Below are 23,978 nucleotides of genomic sequence, written 5' to 3' on the forward strand. Positions count from 1 at the left end.
TACCATCATAAATGGTGTTTGAAGAGTTGTATCCAAATTTAATTTAAGAATTCCGTTTACTCTTAGTAAAGTGTTTACAAGTGCGAATAAAATACCGCCTACAACAGGTCCAGGTATACAAAACTTTTGAAGAGCTGGGAATTTACCTTTTATCCATTCTCCAAGGTAGTACATTACCACTGCTAAAGCTGTGGTTTGCATCATGTCTAATTTAAATTCCATAATAAGTCCACCTTCCTTTAATATAAGTTAAATAATAAAAATAAGTTTAATAGCTTGTACTGAAAACGTTAATCATCAGTACAATTATTATTATACATAAAATAATAAAAAAAGCAATCGAAAAAATGAAAAAAATGAATTTTTATTTTAAAATATTTCATTTATCAGTCAAGAATGAATAATATAACATTGAATTTATAATAATACAAAAAGTTATTGAAAAATTAATAATTATATTATACTAGTTTCAAAAAAACATATAAAATTTGGCTATATTGCACGAAATAGGTCAAATAAATATAATTGTATTAATTAAGATTATGATTGTTATTATTAGGGAATGAGTGTCTTGTAATACTGATATAGTCTTTATAAGGAGCTTAAGACTTTTAAATAAACAAACTCATTGAAGAAGAGTTAAAAAATATATAAAAAATATGTATATGTATTTATATATTTTTTAAAAACTAATAACAATGTAAACAAACTGTAAATTTAAGTAGAATGAAATTGAACAAATTCCATATTATTACTGAAAATTTAATCTGATAATATTTGCACGAAAAAGAATATATGAAATGTTTATATTGTCGAAATTCAAAAAAATATAAAAAATGCCAGTATATAAATATACTGGCATAAGGAATGGACTTGTTATATCTATTATATATATGATTATTTAGCAAATAAATTAGCAAAGGTAGTTATTATTATTGCATTAGTAAAGTCTATTAGGAATGCACCAACTATAGGTAATACGAAGAATGCTCTTGGTGCAGCTCCGAATCTTTCTACAACAGATCTCATGTTAGCCATAGCGTTTGGAGTAGCTCCCATACCAAATCCGCAGTGTCCAGCAGACATTACAGCTGAATCGAAGTCTTTACCCATTATATTAAATGTTACATAATAAGCAAATAACCACATAACAACAACTTGAGCTAATAATATTATAAGCATTGGACCTGCAACTGCTGCAAGTTCCCAAAGTTTTAATGAAATTAATGCCATAGATAAGAAGATGTTAAGTCCTATTGATCCTATGATTTCAGTACACTTTTGATTTACATGCCACTTTCCAGTGGATTCGCCAACATTTAGTATAATAGCGGCTATAATCATTGCACTAACGTAAGCTGGAAGGGTAATTCCTGCTTTTTTGAATAGGTTTCCAAGTACTGCACCAATTCCAAGAGCTATTAAAAGTAAGGCGAAGCTTCTGAAAAACTCTTCATATGATACAGCCTCTTCAGCTGCAGCGCTAACTTCTTCTTGAGAAACATATAATTCAGGATGAGATTTAAGATTCCTTGTTTCTATTAATCTTCTTCCAAGAGGACCTCCCATTAATGAACCGGATACAAGACCGAAAGTTGCAGCTGCCATAGCAAAGGTTGTAGCACCTGCAAGTCCCATTTGTTCAAATACTGGACCGAAGGCACCACCGGTACCATGACCACCAGTCATTGTAACAGAACCGCATATAAGTCCAAGTAGAGGATTTTGACCTAATGCTTTAGCAATGACTACACCAATTCCATCCTGGATTACACAAAGAATGGATGCTACTAGCCAGAATATAGCAACTTGTAGTCCACCTTTCTTAACAAGTTGTAGGCTTGCTGTAAATCCTATAGATGTGAAGAAAACCATCATAAATGGACTTTGTAATGTAGTGTCTAAAGTTAGTTTTAAAGCACCACTTTGTCTTAAGAAAAGGTTTACGATTGAGAAAATAAGTCCGCCAACAACAGGGTCTGGAATACAAAATTTGTAGAGTAATTTCCATTTTGATTTTACCCAACCGCCGAAGTAGTAAATTACTACGGCTAATGCAGTCGTTTGCATCATGTCCAATTTAATTTCCATAAAAATTCCCCCTTATTTAGATAAATATAATTCCAGGAAATATCAATTTAATCTTAATATTTCCTATATGTACATTATATACCTTGCCAAAATAAAGTCAAATTCATAAATCTGACAAATGAAGTGATTATTTTCTTAAATTTCAAATGTGTTTAAAAAATGTATAATAAGAGCTAAATATTTATAATTATAAATTAAGTTCTAAATGATTGTTTATAATAATTTAAAAATGACAAAAAATAGCAATGATAAAAACCGCCTTTTTGAAAAATAAGGCGGTTTTTATCATACGATTTTTTACTTGATTTCAGTTATGACTTTTTTTCCTATATTGTTGTTAACAATATCCGTAAATGCTGGTCTTTTAGGGATTAAATCTGCTTTATAGGATTGTATTACATCCATTAATTTAGTCATTGATTCTTCCTTTAATATAGGATCTTCTGCAAAAGCATTTATGCCTTTATAATTTTTTACAACAGATATTATTACATCTTTATCTGTTCCGGGGAAGAAGGAAATTATAGTGTCAGCTACCTTTTCGTCACTATTATTTTTAACCCATAATTGTCCTTTGTACAAAGCCCTTGTGAAACTTTCTATAAGAGCTTCATTCTTTTGTATGAATGATTTAGTTGCAAAAAACGCAGTATAACCCATATCACCAACAGATTCTCCTATGGAAGCTACTATTTTACCTGAGTTGTCTTTTTCAAGCATTGTAGCTGTTGGTTCAAATAAAGCAACATAATCTCCAGTGCCGGCTTTAAAAGCTCCGGAAGTAGCAGTGAAGGCTAAATTAGTAATAAGTTTAACATCTTTAGCTGGATCTAACCCATGCTCCTTAAGGGCATATTCTAATGCCATTTCAGGAACTCCACCAGGTCTTCCGCCAATGATAGTTTTGCCTTTTAAGGATTCCCACTTAAAGTTTTCTTCTTTAGTTCTACCTACAAGGAAGGAACCATCCTTACGAGTTAAGTTAGCAAATATAACTGGAAAGTCTTCTCTGTTCTGATTGTAAATGTAGATAACCTGCTCAGGGCCGCAAAAACCTATATCAGCACTTCCGCTCAATACCTGCTGCATAGTTTTATCTGCACCTTGGCCTGTTGTAAGATTGATTTCTATGCCTTCTTCTTTAAAGAAACCATTATTTACGGCTGCGTAGAAAGGAGCATAGAATACTGAACGTACAACTTCATTAACATTTACTTTTACTATTTTCTTTTCTTCTGGTTTAGTTTTTCCACTGCAGGATACTAGAGTTGCTAGCAAGGTTACAATCATAATTACATAGGAAATGAGTTTAAGTTTTTTATGTTTCATAAAAACCTCCGATTAAACTTTTTTATATTCTTATAATATGTAAGATATGGTTAAGTGTGATAATATAGAAAATAACAAATAATAAGCAATAATTTGGAAACTTAAAAATTTATAAATTCATCTATAATTAATACTAAGTGCTTATTTATAAAGGGGAGGGAGATGACTTTGTACAGAAGTAATAAAAAAACAATAGTATTTGTATTAACTGTATTAATAGTAGGTTTGACAATATTTTATATCTATAAAAATAAAACCGATATAAAACAGCCACAAAATGTTGTGATAGAAGTTGCAGGTGATATAAATTTTCCACCATTTGAGTACCTAGATGAAAATCATATATATGTAGGGTTTAATGTGGATTTAATAAGAGCTGTAGCACTACGAAGCGGAATAGAAATTAAGTTTAATCCTATGAAATGGGAAGATGCTTGTGAAAAGCTTAAGAGGGGCGAAGTAGATATAATAGAAGGTATGAAACGAACAAGCGAAAGGGATAAACTATATGATTTTTCTGAAGAGATACTTACCAATTCTCAAAGTATTTTTGTTTTAGCTGATAATAATTACTTGAATAAATATGAAGATTTGACTCGAAGTACAGTAGCTATACAAAAGGGAGATGTTGCAATTAATAATTTACGGAGTATGGAAAGGGTAAATATAATATTTACAAAGGACCAAGAAGATGCTTTTAAAAAGCTTCTAAATAAAGAAGTAGATGCGTTTATAGGCAATACCTTAACAGGAGTGTACTATGCAAATAAATTAAGTATTAATAATAAAATAAAAATTGTAGATGCCCCTTTAAACCCTACATCATATAGTATTGCGGTAAAAAAAGGGGATAAAGCAACTTTAGAACTTTTAAATAAGGGTATAAAAGAAATAAAAGAAAATGGCACTTACGATATGATTTATAGAAAATGGTTTGGACAATCCTTTAAATACGCCAATTGGTATGTAAGGAATACGCTGAAATATTCATTAATAGCTATGTGCATTTTTTTTGTAATACTTTTTTTCCTTTATATGTGGAACGACAAGCTTAAAGAAGAAGTAGAAAAGAAAACTAAAAGTTTAGAAATGGCTAATGAATCCTTAAGAAAAAAAGATAGAATGGAATCTCTCGGGATCTTAATGGCAGGTATTGCTCATGAAATAAGAAATCCTTTAACTTCTATTAAAACTTATGCAGAATTGCTCCCTAAAAAATATGACAATCCAAAATTTAGAGAAATGATAAGTAAAGATATACCTTATGAAATAGAACGACTTAATAGTTTAATAAATGAGCTTTTAGAGTATTCTAAACCTAAAAAGGCTTTTAAAGAAAATGTAAATATATATGAAATCATAGAAAAGATACTAGCGCTGATAGGTAATAAGATACAAAAAGAAAGTGTGAAAATAAATATAGATATACCTAAAGATGTATTTGTGTACGCAGATAAGAACCATCTTAAGCAAATAATTATAAACTTAATATTAAATGGAATAGAGGCAATTAATAAAGAAGAAAAATCAATAAATATAAGTTCTATGGAAAGCTTGGGGAAGACTTATTTGATGATAGAAGATAATGGTTGTGGTATGGATAAAGAAGAGTTAAATAAAATATATGATCCATTTTATACTACAAAGGCATCAGGAACAGGATTAGGGCTTTTTGTATGCTATCAGCTTATGGAGGAAAATAACGGGAAAATACATGTATCAAGTTCAAAAGATGAAGGAACTTCATTTATATTAGAATTTAAAAGCTTAGGAGATGATAAAAATGTTTAAAGTACTGGTTATTGATGATGAAAGTTCTATATGTACAGCATTAAGTTTTGCATTAGAAGATAATTATGAGGTTTTTACAGCAAAAGATGAAAAAACTACGTTGACTATCATAAATGAAGTTGACATAAATATTATACTTTTAGATTTAAGACTAGGGGATGAAAATGGAATAGAGGTGTTGAAGAAAATAAAATGTGCAAATAAAGAAATAATGGTCATTATGATGACTGCATTTGGAACTATAGAATCCTCTGTAGAAGCTATAAAAAATGGAGCGTTTTATTATATTACAAAACCTATTAATATGGAAGAGCTTGATCTTCTTATGAAAAAGGCTGAGGAATACATAGGATTAAATAGTAAAATAAAGTACTTAAGTGATAAGATAGATAAAAATTATAACATAATAGGAAGCTCTTCTAAAATGAAGGAGGTTTTCAATCTAATAGATAGAGTTAAAGACGTAAATATAAATGTATTCATAACAGGAGAAAGTGGCACTGGAAAAGAACTTGTTGCAAGGGCAGTTCATTTTAATGGAAAAAGAAAGGACAAACCTTTCAATGTAATAAACTGCTCGGCAATACCAGATAATCTTTTAGAAAGTGAGCTCTTTGGGTATAAAAAGGGTGCTTTCACAGGTGCTGCAGAAGATAGAAAAGGAATAATAGAACTTTCAAGTGAAGGGACATTATTTCTAGATGAAATAGGCGATATGGATATAAATTTGCAAACTAAGCTTTTAAGAGTAATTCAAGATAAAGAAATAAGACCTGTTGGTTCTAATAAAATTATAAAAGTAGACGTTAGATTTATATCTGCTACAAATAAGAACTTAAAGGAAGAGGTTAAAAGGGGTAACTTTAGACAAGATTTGTTTTATAGACTAAATGTAATAAATATACAAATTCCTCCGTTAAGAGAAAGAATGGAAGATATACCTGAAATCATAGAATATTTTATAAAAAAATATAGTAATCAGTTTGAAAAGAGAATTAAAGGAATAACAGCAGGAGCACTACAAGCTTTAGAAGGGTATAAATTTAATGGGAATGTACGTGAGCTTCAAAATATTCTAGAAAGAGCTGTGGTGCTAACAAGAAACGAGTATATAGATAAAGAAGATTTACCTCCTGAAATTTTTGAAAGAGAAAATATACTCCTATTAAAAGATCATCTCATACCAATTTATGTAGGGGAGGATATGAAGACTATAGAAAAAAAGGTTATAGAATATAACTTAAAAAAATTTAAACAAAACAGAAAAAATACTGCTGAAGCCTTGGGGATCAGCGAAAGAAACTTAAGGTATAAGATTAAGGAATACGAGTTATTATAAGCGCTAGTTACTAAAAAATATTCTACGTTTTTACCGTCTACAAACGGAACCGTCAAAAAAGTCGAATTTCAAGTTAGAAATTTCTGAATTTATAAAATACATAGACGTTTTAACGACGAAGCTGATATATAATAAGAGTGTAATATAAATACGCAATATAAATATTTAACATATAGGGGGATTTAAAAATGATAGGAAATTTTGATATTTCAGAAGCTATGGAAATTAAACTTGATGATTATTTACCAGAAATGCCTAAGTTTGTTCAAGGAATAAGAAGAGCTCCAAATAGAGGTTTTCACCTTACACAGGCACAAACAGAGGTAGCACTTAAAAATGCACTTCGTTATATACCAGAAAAGTATCATGCAGAGTTGATTCCAGAATTTTTAGAAGAGCTTACTACAAAAGGAAGAATTTATGGATATAGATTCCGTCCAGAAGGAAGACTTTACGGAAAACCAATTGATGAATATAAAGGAAATTGTATAGAAGGTAAAGCTTTTCAGGTGATGATAGACAACAATTTAGATTTTGATATTGCACTTTATCCTTATGAATTAGTTACATACGGAGAAACAGGTAGCGTATGTCAAAACTGGATGCAGTACAGATTAATTAAAAAATACTTAGAAGTGATGACACAAGATCAAACTTTAGTTCTAGAATCAGGACATCCTCTAGGATTATTTAAATCTAAGCCAGATGCACCAAGAGTAATAATTACAAATGCACTTATGATAGGTATGTTTGACAACTTAAAGGATTGGGAAATCGCTGAAGAAATGGGAGTTGCAAACTATGGACAAATGACAGCAGGTGGATGGATGTATATAGGACCACAGGGTATTGTTCATGGAACATTTAACACTATATTAAATGCAGGAAGAACAAAACTTGGAATTCCAAATGATGGAGATTTAAGAGGAAGAATATTTGTAACTTCAGGACTTGGTGGAATGAGTGGTGCTCAAGGTAAAGCAGGAGAAATAGCAAATGGTGTTGCTATAGTTGCCGAAGTTGATAAATCAAGAGTAGATACAAGACTTGAACAGGGCTGGATTAAAAAATGGTCATCAAACTTAGAAGAAGTTTGGGCAATGGCTGAAGAATCTAAAGCAAAAAAAGAAGCTATGTCTATAGCTTATCATGGTAATATAGTAGATTTACTTCAATATGCAGTAGACCATAATATTCACATAGATTTACTTTCAGACCAAACATCTTGTCACAATGTTTATGAAGGTGGATATTGCCCAGCAGGTATTACATTCGAAGAAAGAACAAGACTTTTAGCAGAAGACCCAGCTAAGTTCAGAGAATTAGTAGACAAGACTTTAAAACAGCATTTTGAAGTTATTAAAACTTTAACTGAAAGAGGAGTATATTTCTTTGACTATGGTAACTCTTTTATGAAGGCTATATATGATGCTGGAGTTAAAGAAATTTCTAAAAATGGAATAGATGAAAAAGATGGATTTATTTGGCCATCCTATGTTGAAGATATCATGGGACCACATTTATTTGACTATGGATATGGACCATTTAGATGGGTATGCCTAAGCGGAAAACATGAAGATTTAAGAAAAACAGATCATGCAGCTATGGAATGCATAGATCCAGAAAGAAGATATCAAGATAGAGATAACTATAACTGGATAAAGGATGCTGAAAAGAATGCATTGGTTGTAGGAACTGAAGCTAGAATATTATATCAAGATGCTATGGGAAGAGTAAATATTGCCCTTAAGTTTAATGATATGGTTAGAAAAGGTGAAGTTGGTCCTATAATGCTTGGAAGAGACCATCATGACGTTTCAGGTACAGATTCACCATTTAGAGAAACTTCAAATATTAAAGATGGAAGTAACGTAATGGCTGATATGGCTGTACAGTGCTATGCTGGTAATGCTGCAAGAGGAATGAGTTTAATAGCTCTTCATAATGGTGGAGGAGTTGGAATTGGTAAATCTGTAAACGGTGGATTTGGATTAGTTCTTGACGGAAGCCACAGAGTAGATGAAATAATAAAATCAGCTATGGCATGGGATGTTATGGGCGGAGTTGCTAGACGTTCATGGGCTAGAAATGAGCATTCTGTAGAAACTGTTGTTGAATACAATAAGATGAATAAAGGAACTGATCACATAACAATACCATATATCGCAGATGAAAACATGGTGAAAGAAGCAGTAGGAAAAGTATTTAATAAATAATTTGGTTTTTAATAGTATACTGATTGCAGTAAACTAGGAGTAGAGGATATAAATTAGGGATTAGGCTAAGGTGCTAGGAGATAGGAAATGAGAAGATTTTGATTATACAAAGTATCTCAAAAACCCTAGTACCTAGTGTCTAACCCCTAAAGTCTTTATCCTAGTTTTTGTATATAATAGATAATGTATATAGGTTGACAATTAAAACTTGTAAGTGGAGGATTTATGGGGAATGGGGATAAGATAGTAACTTGTGCCCCTAACTTTAGTGAAGGCACAGATATAAAGAAAATAGATAAAATTATTGATGAATTTAGAGGAATAGAAGGTATAAAGCTTTTAGATTATAGTTATAATAAAAAATTTAATAGATCATCAGCAGTTATAATGGGAAATCCTAAGGATGTTAAAAATGCAATGATGAATGCAATGGGGATAGCATTGGAACTTATAGATATGGAAAAGCATACTGGGGATCATCCAAGAGTTGGAGCTGTTGATGTGGTACCTTTTATACCATTAAAGAATATGAGCATGTTAGAAGCTATAGTTATTTCAAAAGAGTTTGGAAAAGAAGCATCTTTAAACTATAATATACCAATATTTTTATATGAAAAATCTGCCTCAAGTCCTAATAGAGTAGATTTATGTAATATAAGGATGGGGGGATATGAAGGGATAAAAAACAAACTTAAAAGACCAGAATGGAAGCCAGATTTTGGACCAGATAAGCCTCATCCTACAGGAGGAATTAGTATAGTAGGGGCTAGAATGCCTTTGGTGTGCTTTAATATAAAATTCAACACATCGAATTATGCACTTGTAAAAAAAATAGGTAAAAGCATTCGAGGCTCTGAAAGAGGGTTTAAATGTTGTAGGGCATTGGCAGTAAAACCAAGCAACGATGAGGCTGTGGTGCTTGCTGTGGTTTTAACGGATTATAATAAAACAGGACTTTATACAGTTTTTGAAATGGTTAAAAGAGAAAGTGAGAAATTTGGGGTAAATATTATAGGAACGGAAATAAGTGGACTTGTATCTATGGAAGCTTTAGTAAACAGCGCAGTGTACTATTTGCAATTAGAGGACTTTTCTATGGAACAAGTAATAGAATATAAATTAATGGAGTAGGTGATTTTATGTTAAAAGGAAATTTAATAATAATAAATGCAGCAGAAATAGTAACACCTTTAGGAAGTAAGGCAAGTTTTGGTAAGGAAATGGGAAATTTAAATATAATAAAAAATGGAGCAGTTGTTATAAAAAATGGAATTATTGAAAAGGTAGGAACTACAGAGGAAATATTAAAGGTATATAATCAAGAAAATTTTCAGGTTATAGATGCAGAAGGAAAAACTGTATTACCTGGATTTGTAGATTCTCATACTCATTTTGTATTTGGCGGATATAGAGCAGAGGAGTTTTCATGGAGACTTAGCGGGGTAAGCTACATGGAAATCATGAATAGAGGAGGAGGTATAGTTAACAGCGTAAGAGGAACAAGAGATGCTTCTGAAGAAGAGTTATATAATTTGGGAAAAGAAAGATTAAATTCAATGCTATCCTTTGGAGTAACTACTGTAGAAGGAAAAAGCGGATATGGATTAGACTTAGAAACAGAATTAAAACAACTTAAAGTAATGGATAGATTAAATGAAGATCATCCTGTAGATATATGCAAAACCTTTTTAGGTGCTCATGCAGTACCAGATGAATATAAAGGAAGAACTCAAGAATATATTAATTTCATGGTTGAAGAAGTGCTGCCAAAAGTTGCAAAGGAAAATTTAGCAGATTTTTGTGATGTGTTTTGTGAAAAAGGAGTATTTTCGGTGGAGGAATCCAGAGAAATACTTTTAAAAGCTAAGGAATTAGGCATGAAATTAAAACTTCATGCAGATGAAATAGTACAACTTGGAGGATCAGAGCTTGCTGCAGAACTTAATGCAGTGTCAGCAGATCATCTTTTACATGCATCGGATAAGGGCATAGAGGACATGGCAAGGGCGGGGGTTGTAAGTACGCTTCTTCCAACTACAGCATTCTGCTTAAAGGAGCCATATGCCAGGGGAAGATTTATGATAGATAAGGGATGTGCTGTGGCACTTGCTACAGATTTTAATCCAGGCAGTGGATTTACAAATTCTATACCACTTATGTTTGCACTAGCTACAATATATATGAATATGAGTATTGAGGAAGCAATAACAGCAATGACTTTAAATGGTGCTGCAGCTATAGGAAGAGCAGACGTCATAGGAAGTATTGAAGAAGGTAAAAAAGCAGATTTAGTGATATTGAAGTATCCTTCTTATAAATTCTTGCCATATCATACTGGAGTAAATATAGTAGAAAAAACCATTAAAGATGGTGTTGTGGTAATGGCTAATCAGTAGGCGGAATTAGCTATTAACTAATGGTTAGGGAAATAAAAGGAAGTTTGTTGAAGGCAAACTTCCTTTTATAATATATACTAATAATGGGTAATCTCTTAATGTTTAATTTTCTTCTGAATTTTGTTACAATATAATATGTAAACGAAGTCAAAGAATGGGGGAGAAAAAACTTGAACCTTATGAGTGTTTTTGAGTTTATAGGAACTGTAGCTTTTGCCTTTTCAGGAGCTATAATTGGAATACGAAAGGAAATGGACATATTTGGCGCTATCATACTTGCCATAACTACAGCTATAGGAGGGGGAATTTTTAGAGATATAGTAGTAGGAATACTGCCGCCTACATCTTTTGTAAATCCAACTAATTGTTTTATAAGCATAGCTACTGCAATAATAGTTTTTATTTTTTATAATAAGTTAAATAAACTTTCTCACCTTGTGCAAATTTCTGATGCTATAGGACTTGGAGCGTTTACTGCTATAGGAGGGAACGTAGCGTTACATACACTTCCTACAAATTTTATGATAGTATCTTTAGGACTTTTTACGGGAGTTGGGGGAGGAGTGCTTCGCGATGTGTTTGCTAAAGAAATTCCATTTGTATTTAAAAAGGAAATATATGCAGTAGCATCCATACTAGGAGGCGTAAGTTTCATATCTACATATAAAAGCTTGGGGATAGATAGAGCTTCATACATATGTTTTTTTGCAACATTTCTAGTTAGAATGATTTCAATAAAAAAAGGATTACATTTACCAGTGGCTAAGGTTAAGGAATAAAAATTAAGTTGTATTAAAAACTTTAATTTAATAATGAGAGGTTGGAGATTAAAATCGCTTCAATACCTAAGCGTTAGAAAGATGATTGGGGGGTAAAAATGAATAAGATATATGGGAAATTATTTGGTACACCAAAAGTTACAAAGGATGGGCAGGAAGTATTGTTTCCTTATGGAAAGGTAAAAGCTCTTTTTTATTATTTGCTTATAAATAAACAGGCTAGCCGTGAAGAGTTAGCTGGAATGCTTTGGGCGGAAGAAGATGAGGATATAGCAAAGAAAAATTTAAGAAATGCTATATATAAGATAAAGAAAGCATTTGATGAAGAAGTTATAATTTCCCCTAAAAAGTCTATGATTTTATTAAATCCAGAGATTGAAATAAAAACAGATGTGGATGAGTTTCTAAGTGATAAGAAAGATATTAAGGAGTATGAAGGAGAGCTTTTACAAGGTTTTTTTGTAAAAAATGCAGAAGAATTTGAAAGCTGGCTAGATAAAACCAGAGAGCATTATAAGAGTATATATATATCGTCTTTATATGAAGAAATAGCTTCTAAAATTACAAATGGAGATTTAAAAAATAATTTAATAGAAAAGTATTCGAAGATTCTGATAAGAATAGATGAATTTGATGAAAAGGCATATAGAGCTCTTATGAATTATTATAAAGAAAATAGTAGCTATAGTAAGGCGCTAGAACTTTATAATAAGCTTACAGAAATCTTGGATAAGGAACTTGGAATTACGCCTGATGAAGAAACCACAGCTATATTTGATTCAATACTGGATAAAATGAATTCTACAGATAAAGAGAGTATTAAAGCAGCAAAGAATTTTTTTTATGGAAGATGTAATGAGCTTAGAATACTCGAAAATAATTATAATAACTTTATTAAAGGAACATCTAATGCACGCTCAATTATAATAAAAGGAGAAGCGGGAATAGGTAAATCTCGACTAAAAGAAAGATTTTTAGAAGGAGTAGATACAAAAGAAGTATTTTTATTTGAAACCAACTGTTATCAACTAGAAAAAGAATATATATTAAAGCCATGGAACAGTATAATTTATCAAGTATCAAGTGTTTTAAAAACTAATAATATTAGTATCCCTACCATGTGGGAGGATATTATAGCAAATGTTTTTCCTGAGTTTGGGGAAAAAAAGGCTGCATCAAATATAAAATTACTTGAGAACTTAGATAGCTTAAAATGCGAAATGATAGCAGAAGCATTATTAGACATTTTAAAAAAAATAACAGTAAAGAAAAAAATAATAATGATTTTTGATGACATACAATGGATGGATAATTTGAGTTTGCTTATTCTGAGTAGTATAATACTTCACGCAAATAAAAACGATATAATGTTTATAGGGACTTGTAGAAATGAATATGATGAAAATATAGATAACTTCATAACCACAATGAAAAGATACGAAAAAATACATTGTGTAAATCTGGAGAGATTTAATTTAAAGGAAGTAGAAAGTTTTGTGAGCAAGGCATTACCTCAAAAAAACTTTTCAAAGGAAGTATTTAAAAAGGTATATGATGAAACGGAAGGGAATGCTTTTTTTATAACTGAATACTTAAATATATTAAAGTCTAAAGGTGATACCAATATAATGTCTGTTAAAATGCAGGATGTATTACAAAGTAGATTTTTGTATATTTCTGAAGAAGGAAAAAAGATATTAAATATAGCATCTCTTTTCTTTGATGAAGCACCTTTAGAAATAATAAAAAATGTAACTCAAAAGGATGAGCTAGAAATAATTGATATAATAGAGGAGCTTACAAATAGGTTTATCTTAAAGGAAGTAATTACAGAGAATGGGACAAGTTTTAAGTTTACTCACCAAAAACTTAGGGAATTTGTTTATCTAAAGCAATCAGAGGGTAGAAAGAGAATTTTGCATAGTAAGATAGCTAGTATATTAGAAAAACAGCTTAAAAATGATAAGAGTGATATAAACACTTATCATAAACTTATATATCATTTTAGTAGCGGAGATAATGAACTGGAGGCTTTAAGGTATAGAATAAAGAGCTTGAGTTATTACTTGAATTTTAGTCATGAACTCTTTCCTATATTATTTAATCAAGAAAGTAATGCTTATAAGTACGCCTATCTTAGTAAACAGCAAACAGAAAAACATCTTAAGGATTTAGAGAAGTCTTTAAAGGAAGTAAAGAAAAGAGAAACCTCTGGGGATGAATTAAAGAAAATTGAAATTTCATATCTTCATATTAGAGGAAGGTATCTTATAAGAGAAGGAAATTATGATGAAGGCACTGTATTTATAAAAGAAATGATAGAAAAATCTGTAGAATTAAAGGATAATGACTATGCATTAGAAGGTTATAAGCAAATGATATACTATTGCATACAAACCAATGATACAGAAACTATGGTAAATTATATAGATTTAGCTTTGAACCTAGCAGTGGAATGCAATTATCATAAGGAAATAGGAATACTTTTAAGGTTAAAAGGCCTTTATAATATAATGTGCGGGAAATATGATGAAGCAGAGAAACTTCTAAATGAGTCTATAAATATATTTAATGTAACAAAGCAAGTTGCAGATAAATATGCTTTAAATATTGCAGCAGCATATAATTATATTGGAGAAATCAGGCGATATAATATGAAGTTTTCGGAGGCTCTTTCTTATTTTGATAAAGCATTATCTATATGTGAAAATAAAAATGCTCTTGTGAGTTTGTCTATTTTTAATATAAATGCAGGACTTTCAGCCTTTGACATGGGGGATTATGACAGGGCAAAAGAACATTTTGAAAAGGCATATAATATTTTTGGGCAATTGGATTCTATATGGAAAAGATCTATGGTAGAAGCTTTTTTATCTCTATTAAATGTAAAGGAAGGAAACTATACAGAAGCTCTAGAGTATTTAAAAAATGCGGATATGTATTCAGGGAGGCTTAAAAATCCTCAAGAGTTTGGAATAGTATATAGGGTAAAGGCTGAAATTAAGGCTCATATGAGTTTAAATGAAACTTTAAATAAAGTTTTTAGCAAGTATTTAGATAAAGAGGTATCTTATTATTGCGATGAGGCAATTAAATATTTAAAAGAAGCAGGAGATAAATATAGTATTGAAGTTATAGAAGTTATAAAAAGAGGAAACTAAACTAGTGCCACCCACGTGGCAAGTGGCAAGTGAACAGCACTTGCCACTTGCCATGTGGGTGGCACTAGTAATATATTTGTAATCTATAAAATATATTATAGTATAAAGTTTAATATTTTATAGGAGGAATTGTATGCAAACAGTTAAAGGCACAAATACACCTACTAATACTACTAATGCATTCCGCTTTCTGGTATACAGTCTTATAGGAATATTTATGTTCTTTGTTCCTATAAAGATCAAAGGCAATTCTACTATTCCAATTGATCACATGGTAAACTATCTTAAAGCAGCATCTCCGGGGCTTGTCAATATTTATGCACTTATAGTTATAATTCTTGGAGGATTATATCCTTTTATTAAAAAAACTTGGAATAAAGATAAAGTAACTTTAGTATTTTCTATTCTTAAACTTATGGGAATTGTAGTTGGAATTATGATATTCTTTAAGATTGGACCAGCTTGGATGTTTGAAGCTGATATGGCACCATTCTTATTTAATAAGTTAGTTATTCCGGTAGGTGTAATAGTTCCTATAGGTTCAGCATTTCTTGCATTTTTAGTAGGATATGGGCTTATGGAATTTACAGGCGCATTGGTACAGCCTATTATGAGACCTGTTTGGAAAACTCCAGGAAGATCTGCTATAGACGCAGTTGCATCCTTCGTAGGAAGTTATTCTATAGCGCTTTTAATTACAAATAGAGTTTATAAAGAAGGAAAGTATACGGCAAAGGAAGCAGCTATAATTGCTACTGGATTCTCCACAGTTTCAGCTACTTTTATGATAATAATATGTAAAACATTAAATATAATGAATCTATGGAATACGTATTTTTGGGTTACTTTAATTGTTACATTTATAGTAACTGCAATAACTGCAAGAATATATCCACTAAGTAAAAAACCAGGCACTTATTATACTGGAGTAGGAGACCCTGAACCCATTGCACAGGGTAATAGGATTAAATATGCTTGGAATGAAGCTATGAAGTCAGCATCAGCTTCGGTATCACTTGGGAAAAATATAAAGATCAATTTAAGAGATGGTTTTATAATGGCAATGGGAATACTACCTTCAATATTATCTGTAGGCTTTCTAGGATTGGTACTTGCAAAATATACTCCTGTGTTTGATGTATTAGGTTATATTTTTTATCCATTTACTTTAGCTTTAAAGATTCCAGAACCACTTTTAGCAGCCAAGGCTTCTTCAGTTGAAATAGCTGAGATGTTTTTGCCTGCAATGCTAGTAGTTCAGGCTCCACTTGTAACTAAGTTTATAATAGCTGTAGTATCAGTTTCCTCTATATTATTCTTTTCAGCTTCAATACCATGTATTTTATCTACTGATATTCCAATTAGCTTAACAGATATAATAATAATTTGGATTGAAAGAACTATATTTACCCTAATATTAACTGCACCAATTGCATTTTTTATACTGTGAATAAGTGCCACTCATGTGGCAAGTGGCAAGTTAACACACTTGCCACTTGCCATGTGGGTGGCACTTATTTGTTAATTTAATATGGTAAACAATTAAAGCAATAGTGAATTAAAAAAGTGCATTGATAGCAAGTTAATAGTTTAATAAATTGTTGAATTATTTCATTGTCTTGAAAATTTGAAATATTTTATTTCTTTTTTAAACTACAATTGATGGAATTTAGCTTAATAAATTGGAAAACTAATAAAGGCATTTGACGTTTTATAGACGATAAAATCACCTAAAATAGCCGTTTATAACAAGAACATATAGCTAGACAATGAAAATATAAGTAAACTATTCCCAAATTATAGCATATAATGTATAATTAATGACAATGAAAGTATAAAGTCATAATAATATTTTTATTTTTTTAAAAATTCACAATAGACTATTATTTGACGAAGTTTATGATATAATAAGCTTGTAGAACATGAGGTGAAGATTTGAGGGGAGGGGACAAGCATAGAGTTAAGTTTTATAAAAATAAGCCCAGTAGAAAATATGACCGTGTTTATAAAAGACAACTTGCCTAGAAGAATACATAAGGATGTAGCAAAAGAAATAATGCAGTATGGAAATATATACGCAGAACAAGTTGGATTTATTGAAACCCCAGTTTCAGAAGAAGGTAAGAAAAAGGAAACTCTAAGACTTCAAATGATGGGTGGGGAGTTTTGCGGAAATGCCGCAAGATCTTTGGCAGCCTATATGGTATATAGCTCTTATCCAGGTTTAAATAAGATTGAAGATAAATACTTGGTAGAATTAGAGGTATCAGGAGCAAAAGAGATGGTTTCATGCGAAGTATTACCTACCCAAAAATCTAATGAATTTTATTCCAAAATCAATATGCCTCTACCAGTAAGTACAGATGAATTTAAATTTAATTATGAAAACGGTTCATTAAATATAGTGAAGGTAGAGCTTCCTGGTATAACTCACTTTATAATAGCATGCGATGGAATAAAAGATAAGCAAGACTTCTTCATAAAGTTCAAATCAGAGCTTAACTTAGATGAGTTAGATGCTTTTGGACTAATGTTTTATGAAGCTCATAAAAACTTTTTAGAACCACTAGTATATGTACGAGAAACTGAAAGCTTATTTTGGGAAAGAAGTTGTGTTTCAGGTACCACAGCCTTAGCTTATGCATTGTCTTATGATAAAAAAGAAAATTTAAGTATAGAAGTAAATGAGCCTGGAGGAAAACTTTTGGTTGAAGCAAGCTGGTGTGATGGAAAAATAAAAAGTATAAAGTTGGATGGAAAAGTTACCATCGTAGCAGAGGGAACTTTACACATATAAAAATTAAAAAGGGGGAATTATTATGCTATTATTAAACCCAGTTATATTATCCGTTATTATAATGTCGGCATTGTGTCTAATAAAGCTTAATGTTATGTTAGCGATACTTATAGCTGCAGTTGTTGCAGGAGTCGCTGCGGGAATGCCAATTTCAGAGACCATGTCAACACTTATAGGTGGCATGGGAGGAAACTCAGAAACAGCATTAAGCTACGTATTACTTGGAGCTTTGGCTGTTGCAATCAATAAAACAGGTCTTGCTACAATACTTGCAAAGAAAATTGCAAAGGTAGTTAAAGGAAAAGCTATAGTATTTACATTGCTTATTGCATTTGTGGCTTGTTTTTCACAAAATCTTATTCCAGTACACATTGCATTTATTCCAATTTTGATACCACCACTAATTCCTATAATGAATAAGATGAAAATAGACAGAAGAGCAGTAGCTTGTGCATTGACCTTTGGACTTAAAGCGCCTTATGTAACACTTCCAGTAGGATTTGGACTTATATTCCACAACATTATAAGAGATCAAATGATTCAAAATGGAGTTAATGTAGCAACTAGCGATGTTGCAGGAGTAATGTGGATAGCTGGGGCAAGTATGGTTGTAGGCTTATTCCTTGCAGTATTCATATTTTATAGAAAACCAAGAGAATATAGAGAAATGATGATGAATGAAGCTGATGAAGCAGCAGCAGCAGTGGATGAAAAAATGACAACTAAACATTGGCTTGCATTACTTGGAGCAGTAGCTGCATTTGTAGTTCAGCTTAAGACAGGTTCTCTTCCACTAGGAGCATTAGCAGGTTTAACAATTATGGTAATAACAAAATCCATAGTATGGAAAGATGTAGATGAACTTATGGATGGCGGAATGAAACTTATGGGATTCATAGCTTTCGTAATGCTTGTAGCAGCAGGATATGGTAACGTATTAAGAGAAACAGGAGCTGTAGAAGCACTAGTTAATGTTACAGCAGGTATGGTAGGAGGCAAAATGGGTGGAGCATTCTTAATGCTTTTCGTTGGATTAGTTGTAACTATGGGTATAGGTACATCCTTTGGTACAGTACCAATCATAGCAGCTATATACTGCCCACTTGGACTAAAACTTGGAATGAGTCCAGCTTTAATTATACTTTTACTTGGTATAGCAGCAGCACTTGGAGATGCAGGTTCACCAGCATCAGATAGTACACTTGGACCAACATCAGGATTATCGGTAGATGGACAGCATGATCATATTTGGGATACTTGCGTACCAACATTTATATTCTATGATATACCACTCTTCTTAGCAGGAATGGTTGGAGCAATGTTCCTATAATAAATAATAAATTAGGTTGAAATTCAGCTTTAGCTGAATTTCTTCCATAATTACAACAATATGGACAACAACTTAATATAAATACATAACTAAAAGGGAGGAACTTAAAATGAAAGAAATAAGAGAAGTAATATTAAATGGAAACGATTTAACTTTAGAGGAAGTAGTAGCTGTAGCAAGATATGGTGCTAAAGTTTTTTTAAGTGAGGAAGCTAAAAATAGTGTATTAGAATCAAGAAAGATTATTGATGATATAGTTGAAAATGAAAGAGTAGTATATGGAGTAACTACAGGATTTGGCGAATTTTGTAACGTAAGTATATCAAAAGAAGATTGTAAAACATTACAAGAAAATCTTATTCGTTCACATGCTTGTGGATATGGACCAGCATTCTCTGCAGATATAGTAAGAACTATAATGCTAACAAGAGCAAATGCTTTAGCAAAAGGATATTCAGGAATAAGAATAGGGACATTAAATACATTAATATCAATGCTAAATGCAGGAGTGCACCCACAAATACCTGAAAAAGGATCTCTTGGAGCATCGGGAGACTTAGCGCCACTTGCTCATATGGTTTTACCAATGCTTGGACTTGGCGAAGCTGAATATAAGGGAGAAGTAATGTCAGGCGCTGAAGCTATGGAGAAAGCAGGTGTTGAAGTAATTGAGTTAGACGCTAAAGAAGGACTAGCTTTAATAAACGGAACTCAAGTTTTAACATCAACAGGAGCATTAGCGACATATGATGCAATTGAACTTTTAAAAGTTAGTGATATAGTAGCAGCTCTTTCAATGGAAGCATTAAGAGGTATTACAGATGCTTTTGACCCTAGAACTCACGTAATAAGAGCACATGAAGGACAAATGGCTACAGCAAGAAATATATTGAAATTAGTTGAAGGAAGTACTTATGTAACAAGACAAGGAGAACTTAGGGTTCAAGATGCTTACTCCATAAGATGTGTACCTCAAATACATGGAGCTAGCAAGGATACTATTGATTATGTTCAGAAAAAGGTTGAAATAGAAATTAACTCAGTTACAGACAATCCAATAATAACAAGAGAAGGGGATGTAATTTCTGGAGGTAACTTCCACGGGGAACCAATGGCACAGCCTTTTGACTTCTTAGGGATTGGAGCAGCAGAAATTGCAAACGTATCAGAAAGAAGAATTGAAAGACTTATAAATCACCAATTAAATGACTTGCCAGCATTCCTTGCAAAGCATGGTGGATTAAACTCTGGATTTATGATAACTCAGTATGCAGCAGCAGCTTTAGTATCAGAAAATAAAGTTCTTGCTCACCCTGCATCAGTAGACTCCATTCCATCTTCAGCTAACCAAGAAGACTTAGTAAGTATGGGAACAATAGCTGCAAGAAAGGCAAGAGATATAATAGACAATGCTAAGAGAGTAGTGGCAACAGAAATGATGGCAGCATGCCAAGCTATAGATTTTAGAAAAGATAAAGGATTTGAACTTGGAAAAGGAACTAAAGAAGCATATAAAGTAGTAAGAGAAGCTTTAAATTTTATAGAATTTGACACTGATATACAGATGTATAAAGAATTAGATAAAGCCACAGAATTAATAAGCAGCGGAAAGTTATTAGAAGCAGTTGAAAAGGTAGTTGAATTAGAACACTAAAAGAAGAGCCATCTCACAGTTAATAGTGAGATGGCTTTTTATTATATTTTAATCAACAAATAATTTAGATAATAAATTCTTAAGAGGAGTCTCAATGTCCTTGTCCATATTCATAGTAAGTAGATTTCCATCTTTAACTACATTCTTTGAACTTACAAATACATCGGATACTAAGCCTTCTTTATTAGTTACTTTTATATCACAAAAATGTCCATTATCAAGTGTCCCGATATATCCTTGATTAAATTTAAATGGAGTTTTACCAATAGAGTTAATTACTTCAGAATTAACATTTGTGAATTTGTCTTTTAAAAAGTTACGTTCTCCGATGATGGATAGATCGTCATTACTAGCTTCTCCATCAGTACCTAAATACAGTGGTATATTCATTTCTAGGAATTTTTCTAAATTAGCTTTACCAGCTTTTACTCTTTCATTCATTCTTGGGTTTAATACCACATTCATGTTATATTTTTTAATAACCTCGTATTCTTCATCATCAAGCCATATGCAATCGGATAAAATTACATGCTCAAGACTTTTAACTTCTTTATTTTTAAGTAAAGATTCTAAAAACTTTAGTGGACGCATACCGTATAACTCAAGGGATAAATCTACATCTCCTTTATCCTCTGACAAATGGAATTGAATATACTTTCCATTCTCAAAGGCTAAATTAATCCCTTTTACTATAGCTTCTTTTGTGGAAGCATGTATGCTATGAAGGGAAGGAGCAGCGATTATATCCTTATCGCACATTTCTCCAAATAACATATAAAAATTCATTTCTGCTTCATCTGGAGTTTCAAAGTAGCTCTTTTGAGAATCCTTTTTTGCTTCATAGGCATTTTCAGTTAATATATCATAGTTCATTCTACCGAAATAAAGTCTAATACCAGTATCTTTTGCTGCTCTTAATACCTCTTTATCTAAAGTATTGCCTTTATTGCCGTGACAATAAAAAGATACCATAACAGATGTAACCCCTAGTGTAAGCATGCGAGAAAATGCCCTTAAACATCCGTAATATATATGTTCAGGCTGTAGTTTTACACTATATCTATAGATTGTATTACGACACCAAGTTCCTAGATCCCAAGACTTATCTACAATATCAGTATATATGGATTGTTCAGGATGGGAATGAGCATTAAAATCTCCAGCTTCTATTATATACTCATTTGGATAATCATATACCTTGCCTGGGAAATCATCTTGAAAGGCTTCGTTTAACTTGATTTCCTCAATTAAACCTGTATTTAAATTTGAAATAATATAACCTGGATGCACCTCCTTATCTTTTTTAATATTTCCTTTAATAAGAGTTCTTTCTTCCATAGTTACCCTCTTTTCTATTTATATTAGTTATTATCAGTATTCTGCAAAAAAACTAGTATTCCTTTTAAAAATGCCAATGGTTTTTAAAAACTTACAATTGATTGGTTTTTAGTTTGTATATGTAGTAAATGGCAAATAGAAATAGGCAAAATTTGCAGTGCGGCAAATTTTGCAGTGTATACGAAGTAAAAATATTGAGAAAAGATAGAAAATTGAGTTAAGTTTAATTGGCATGGATTTTGCTCTTATAAATTAGTGAAATAATAAAATATATTAGGAGGTATTTTTATGAAAATTGAAATGGTAAAAGGTATCTTGACATTTAAGATGGACATGATTGCCACATTAACCGTTGCATTACTGTTATTATTTTTAGGGTATTATTTAAGAAAGAAGGTTAAATTCTTTGAAAGATTTTGTATTCCAGCACCAGTTATTGGTGGCCTAACATTTTCACTATTAGCTTTAGTTTTAAAACAAAGTAATATAATTACCATTAGTATGGATACTACATTTCAATCACCTTTCATGATTGCGTTTTTTACAACAGTAGGATTAGGAGGAAGCTTTGCATTAGTTAAAAAGGGTGGTAAACCTTTAATAATTTACTGGATACTTTGTAGTATACTTGCAGTAGCTCAGAACGCTATAGGAGTTCTTTCAGCTAAAATGGTTGGAATTCATCCTATACTTGGGGTAATGATGGGAGCTGTATCTATGGAAGGTGGACATGGTGCAGCAGCAGCTTTTGGACCTACAGCAGAATCCTTAGGAGTTGCAGGAGCAACTACTGTAGCAGTGGCAGCAGCAACTTTTGGACTTATATCTGGAGGACTTATAGGAGGACCTATAGCAAAATATTTAATAGATAAATATAAATTAAAACCTACAGAAGTAGAAGAATTCTCAGGGGAGTCATATAGAGAAGCAGCAGGTATAGCTTCAACTTCAAATGTTACATCTCATGGATTCTTAGTTCAATTAGCAGTAATTACAGTTTGTATGACTATAGGAGCTATAGTGTGTGCTTTTATAGCTAAAACAGGAACAGTACTTCCAGGATACGTAGGAGCAATGTTTACAGCAGTTGCTTTTAGAAATTTAAATGATAAATTCAAATTTATGAAACTTGATCACTATATTATAGATTTAGTAGGAGATGTATCTCTCGGAATATTCTTATCTATGGCTCTTATGTCATTAAAATTATGGGAACTATCAAATCTTGCAGGACCAATGCTTATAGTTGTAGTTATACAAGTAATATTTATGATTTTATACACAGTATTTATAGTATTTAAAGCATTAGGAAAAGATTTTGATGCAGCAGTTATGGCGTCTGGAATGGCAGGTCATGGACTTGGAGCAACTCCAAATGCTATAGCAAATATGGGAGCTGTTACAGAAAAATACGGCCCATCCACTAAGGCATTTTTAATAGTACCTTTAGTTGGAGCATTTTTAATAGACTTAGTAGGAATACCAAACATCGTATGGTTTATAAACTTCTTTAAATAAATCATATTTTCGCATAATGTTGAACCTCCCGTATGGGATTTGCATATTTAGTGAAACATCTCAGTAAACTGAGATGTTTCATTAGATGAAGGTTCCTAGATGAGAATTCTATACGACCAGGTGAACATAAAAAAGTTTCGCATTTTTTATCGTCTATAAAATAATACAAAGATTTTAAATTGTTTGAATATATTATAAAAATTAGACGTTTTATTGATGGAATGGTGATATAATTTAAG

Annotated in this window: 16 protein-coding genes; 12 read left to right on the forward strand and 4 right to left on the reverse strand. The window is 31.7% G+C overall.

Translation table 11 applies throughout. The annotated features are described in order from the left end of the window. The 3 genes from DP68_RS05190 to DP68_RS05200 all read right to left on the reverse strand — a co-directional run. Window positions 1-222, reverse strand: a 222-nt coding sequence (locus DP68_RS05190) for a sodium/glutamate symporter (protein WP_035307087.1), incomplete at its 3' end; no start/stop codon positions are given. 675 nt (window positions 223-897) lie between these two features. After that, window positions 898-2,091: a sodium/glutamate symporter gene (gene gltS / locus DP68_RS05195; RefSeq protein ID WP_035307090.1), complete on the reverse strand. Its 1,194-nt coding sequence runs from the start codon at window positions 2,089-2,091 to the stop codon at window positions 898-900. A 297-nt stretch (window positions 2,092-2,388) separates the two neighbouring features. Beyond that, window positions 2,389-3,420: an ABC transporter substrate-binding protein gene (locus DP68_RS05200; RefSeq protein ID WP_035307093.1), complete on the reverse strand. Its 1,032-nt coding sequence runs from the start codon at window positions 3,418-3,420 to the stop codon at window positions 2,389-2,391. Between the two features lie 168 nt (window positions 3,421-3,588). Here DP68_RS05200 and DP68_RS05205 point away from each other — a divergent pair, with 168 nt between their 5' ends. The 11 genes from DP68_RS05205 (at window position 3,589) to hutH (ending at window position 20,883) form a co-directional block, all read left to right on the forward strand. Continuing rightward, window positions 3,589-5,211, forward strand: a complete 1,623-nt coding sequence (locus DP68_RS05205) for a transporter substrate-binding domain-containing protein (RefSeq protein WP_035307096.1) — start codon at window positions 3,589-3,591, stop codon at window positions 5,209-5,211. Continuing rightward, window positions 5,204-6,550, forward strand: a complete 1,347-nt coding sequence (locus DP68_RS05210) for a sigma-54 dependent transcriptional regulator (protein WP_035307098.1) — start codon at window positions 5,204-5,206, stop codon at window positions 6,548-6,550. The genes DP68_RS05205 and DP68_RS05210 overlap by 8 nt, the downstream gene beginning before the upstream one ends. Before the next feature lie 188 nt (window positions 6,551-6,738). Continuing rightward, window positions 6,739-8,766 carry a urocanate hydratase gene (locus DP68_RS05215; RefSeq protein WP_035307101.1) on the forward strand — a complete coding sequence of 676 codons (2,028 nt, stop codon included), beginning with the start codon at window positions 6,739-6,741 and terminating at the stop codon, window positions 8,764-8,766. A 225-nt stretch (window positions 8,767-8,991) separates the two neighbouring features. Beyond that, the gene (gene ftcD / locus DP68_RS05220; RefSeq protein ID WP_035307104.1) at window positions 8,992-9,897 is read left to right on the forward strand and encodes a glutamate formimidoyltransferase; all 906 of its coding nucleotides are present in this window, start codon (window positions 8,992-8,994) and stop codon (window positions 9,895-9,897) included. Between the two features lie 8 nt (window positions 9,898-9,905). Continuing rightward, window positions 9,906-11,162 (forward strand): imidazolonepropionase, encoded by a 1,257-nt coding sequence (gene hutI, locus DP68_RS05225; protein WP_035307113.1) that lies wholly within the window; start codon window positions 9,906-9,908, stop codon window positions 11,160-11,162. 179 nt (window positions 11,163-11,341) lie between these two features. Further along, window positions 11,342-11,941, forward strand: coding sequence for a trimeric intracellular cation channel family protein (locus tag DP68_RS05230; RefSeq protein ID WP_291547461.1), 600 nt, complete (start codon window positions 11,342-11,344; stop codon window positions 11,939-11,941). Window positions 11,942-12,039: 98 nt separating this feature from the next. Then, window positions 12,040-15,102: an AAA family ATPase gene (locus tag DP68_RS05235; protein WP_035307117.1), complete on the forward strand. Its 3,063-nt coding sequence runs from the start codon at window positions 12,040-12,042 to the stop codon at window positions 15,100-15,102. Window positions 15,103-15,235: 133 nt separating this feature from the next. Further along, complete coding sequence (locus DP68_RS05240; protein WP_035307120.1) at window positions 15,236-16,552, forward strand: YjiH family protein; 1,317 nt, start codon at window positions 15,236-15,238, stop codon at window positions 16,550-16,552. A 543-nt stretch (window positions 16,553-17,095) separates the two neighbouring features. Then, window positions 17,096-17,899 (forward strand): diaminopimelate epimerase, encoded by an 804-nt coding sequence (locus DP68_RS05245; RefSeq protein ID WP_291547420.1) that lies wholly within the window; start codon window positions 17,096-17,098, stop codon window positions 17,897-17,899. 22 nt (window positions 17,900-17,921) lie between these two features. Further along, complete coding sequence (locus DP68_RS05250) at window positions 17,922-19,229, forward strand: SLC13 family permease (protein ID WP_035307126.1); 1,308 nt, start codon at window positions 17,922-17,924, stop codon at window positions 19,227-19,229. A 109-nt stretch (window positions 19,230-19,338) separates the two neighbouring features. After that, complete coding sequence (hutH, locus tag DP68_RS05255; protein ID WP_035307128.1) at window positions 19,339-20,883, forward strand: histidine ammonia-lyase; 1,545 nt, start codon at window positions 19,339-19,341, stop codon at window positions 20,881-20,883. Between the two features lie 48 nt (window positions 20,884-20,931). Here the strand turns inward: hutH and DP68_RS05260 are convergent, their stop codons facing one another. Further along, window positions 20,932-22,221: an amidohydrolase family protein gene (locus tag DP68_RS05260; protein WP_035307131.1), complete on the reverse strand. Its 1,290-nt coding sequence runs from the start codon at window positions 22,219-22,221 to the stop codon at window positions 20,932-20,934. 288 nt (window positions 22,222-22,509) lie between these two features. Between DP68_RS05260 and gltS (DP68_RS05265) the strand changes: the two genes are divergently transcribed. Continuing rightward, entirely contained in the window at window positions 22,510-23,739 is a 1,230-nt protein-coding gene (gene gltS, locus DP68_RS05265; protein WP_291547425.1) for a sodium/glutamate symporter, read from the forward strand. Window positions 23,740-23,978: the final 239 nt, after the last annotated feature.

It is taken from the genome of Clostridium sp. HMP27 (assembly GCF_000765165.1).
GTDB lineage: Bacteria > Bacillota > Clostridia > Clostridiales > Clostridiaceae > Clostridium_AK.

Coding starts and splice junctions, on each gene's coding strand:
- gltS (WP_035307090.1), bottom strand. CDS start 2,091: ATGGAAATTAAATTGGACATGATGCAAACGACTGCATTAGCCGTAGTA.
- DP68_RS05200 (WP_035307093.1), bottom strand. CDS start 3,420: ATGAAACATAAAAAACTTAAACTCATTTCCTATGTAATTATGATTGTA.
- DP68_RS05210 (WP_035307098.1), top strand. CDS start 5,204: ATGTTTAAAGTACTGGTTATTGATGATGAAAGTTCTATATGTACAGCA.
- DP68_RS05215 (WP_035307101.1), top strand. CDS start 6,739: ATGATAGGAAATTTTGATATTTCAGAAGCTATGGAAATTAAACTTGAT.
- ftcD (WP_035307104.1), top strand. CDS start 8,992: ATGGGGAATGGGGATAAGATAGTAACTTGTGCCCCTAACTTTAGTGAA.
- hutI (WP_035307113.1), top strand. CDS start 9,906: ATGTTAAAAGGAAATTTAATAATAATAAATGCAGCAGAAATAGTAACA.
- DP68_RS05230 (WP_291547461.1), top strand. CDS start 11,342: ATGAGTGTTTTTGAGTTTATAGGAACTGTAGCTTTTGCCTTTTCAGGA.
- DP68_RS05235 (WP_035307117.1), top strand. CDS start 12,040: ATGAATAAGATATATGGGAAATTATTTGGTACACCAAAAGTTACAAAG.
- DP68_RS05240 (WP_035307120.1), top strand. CDS start 15,236: ATGCAAACAGTTAAAGGCACAAATACACCTACTAATACTACTAATGCA.
- DP68_RS05245 (WP_291547420.1), top strand. CDS start 17,096: ATGACCGTGTTTATAAAAGACAACTTGCCTAGAAGAATACATAAGGAT.
- DP68_RS05250 (WP_035307126.1), top strand. CDS start 17,922: ATGCTATTATTAAACCCAGTTATATTATCCGTTATTATAATGTCGGCA.
- hutH (WP_035307128.1), top strand. CDS start 19,339: ATGAAAGAAATAAGAGAAGTAATATTAAATGGAAACGATTTAACTTTA.
- DP68_RS05260 (WP_035307131.1), bottom strand. CDS start 22,221: ATGGAAGAAAGAACTCTTATTAAAGGAAATATTAAAAAAGATAAGGAG.
- gltS (WP_291547425.1), top strand. CDS start 22,510: ATGAAAATTGAAATGGTAAAAGGTATCTTGACATTTAAGATGGACATG.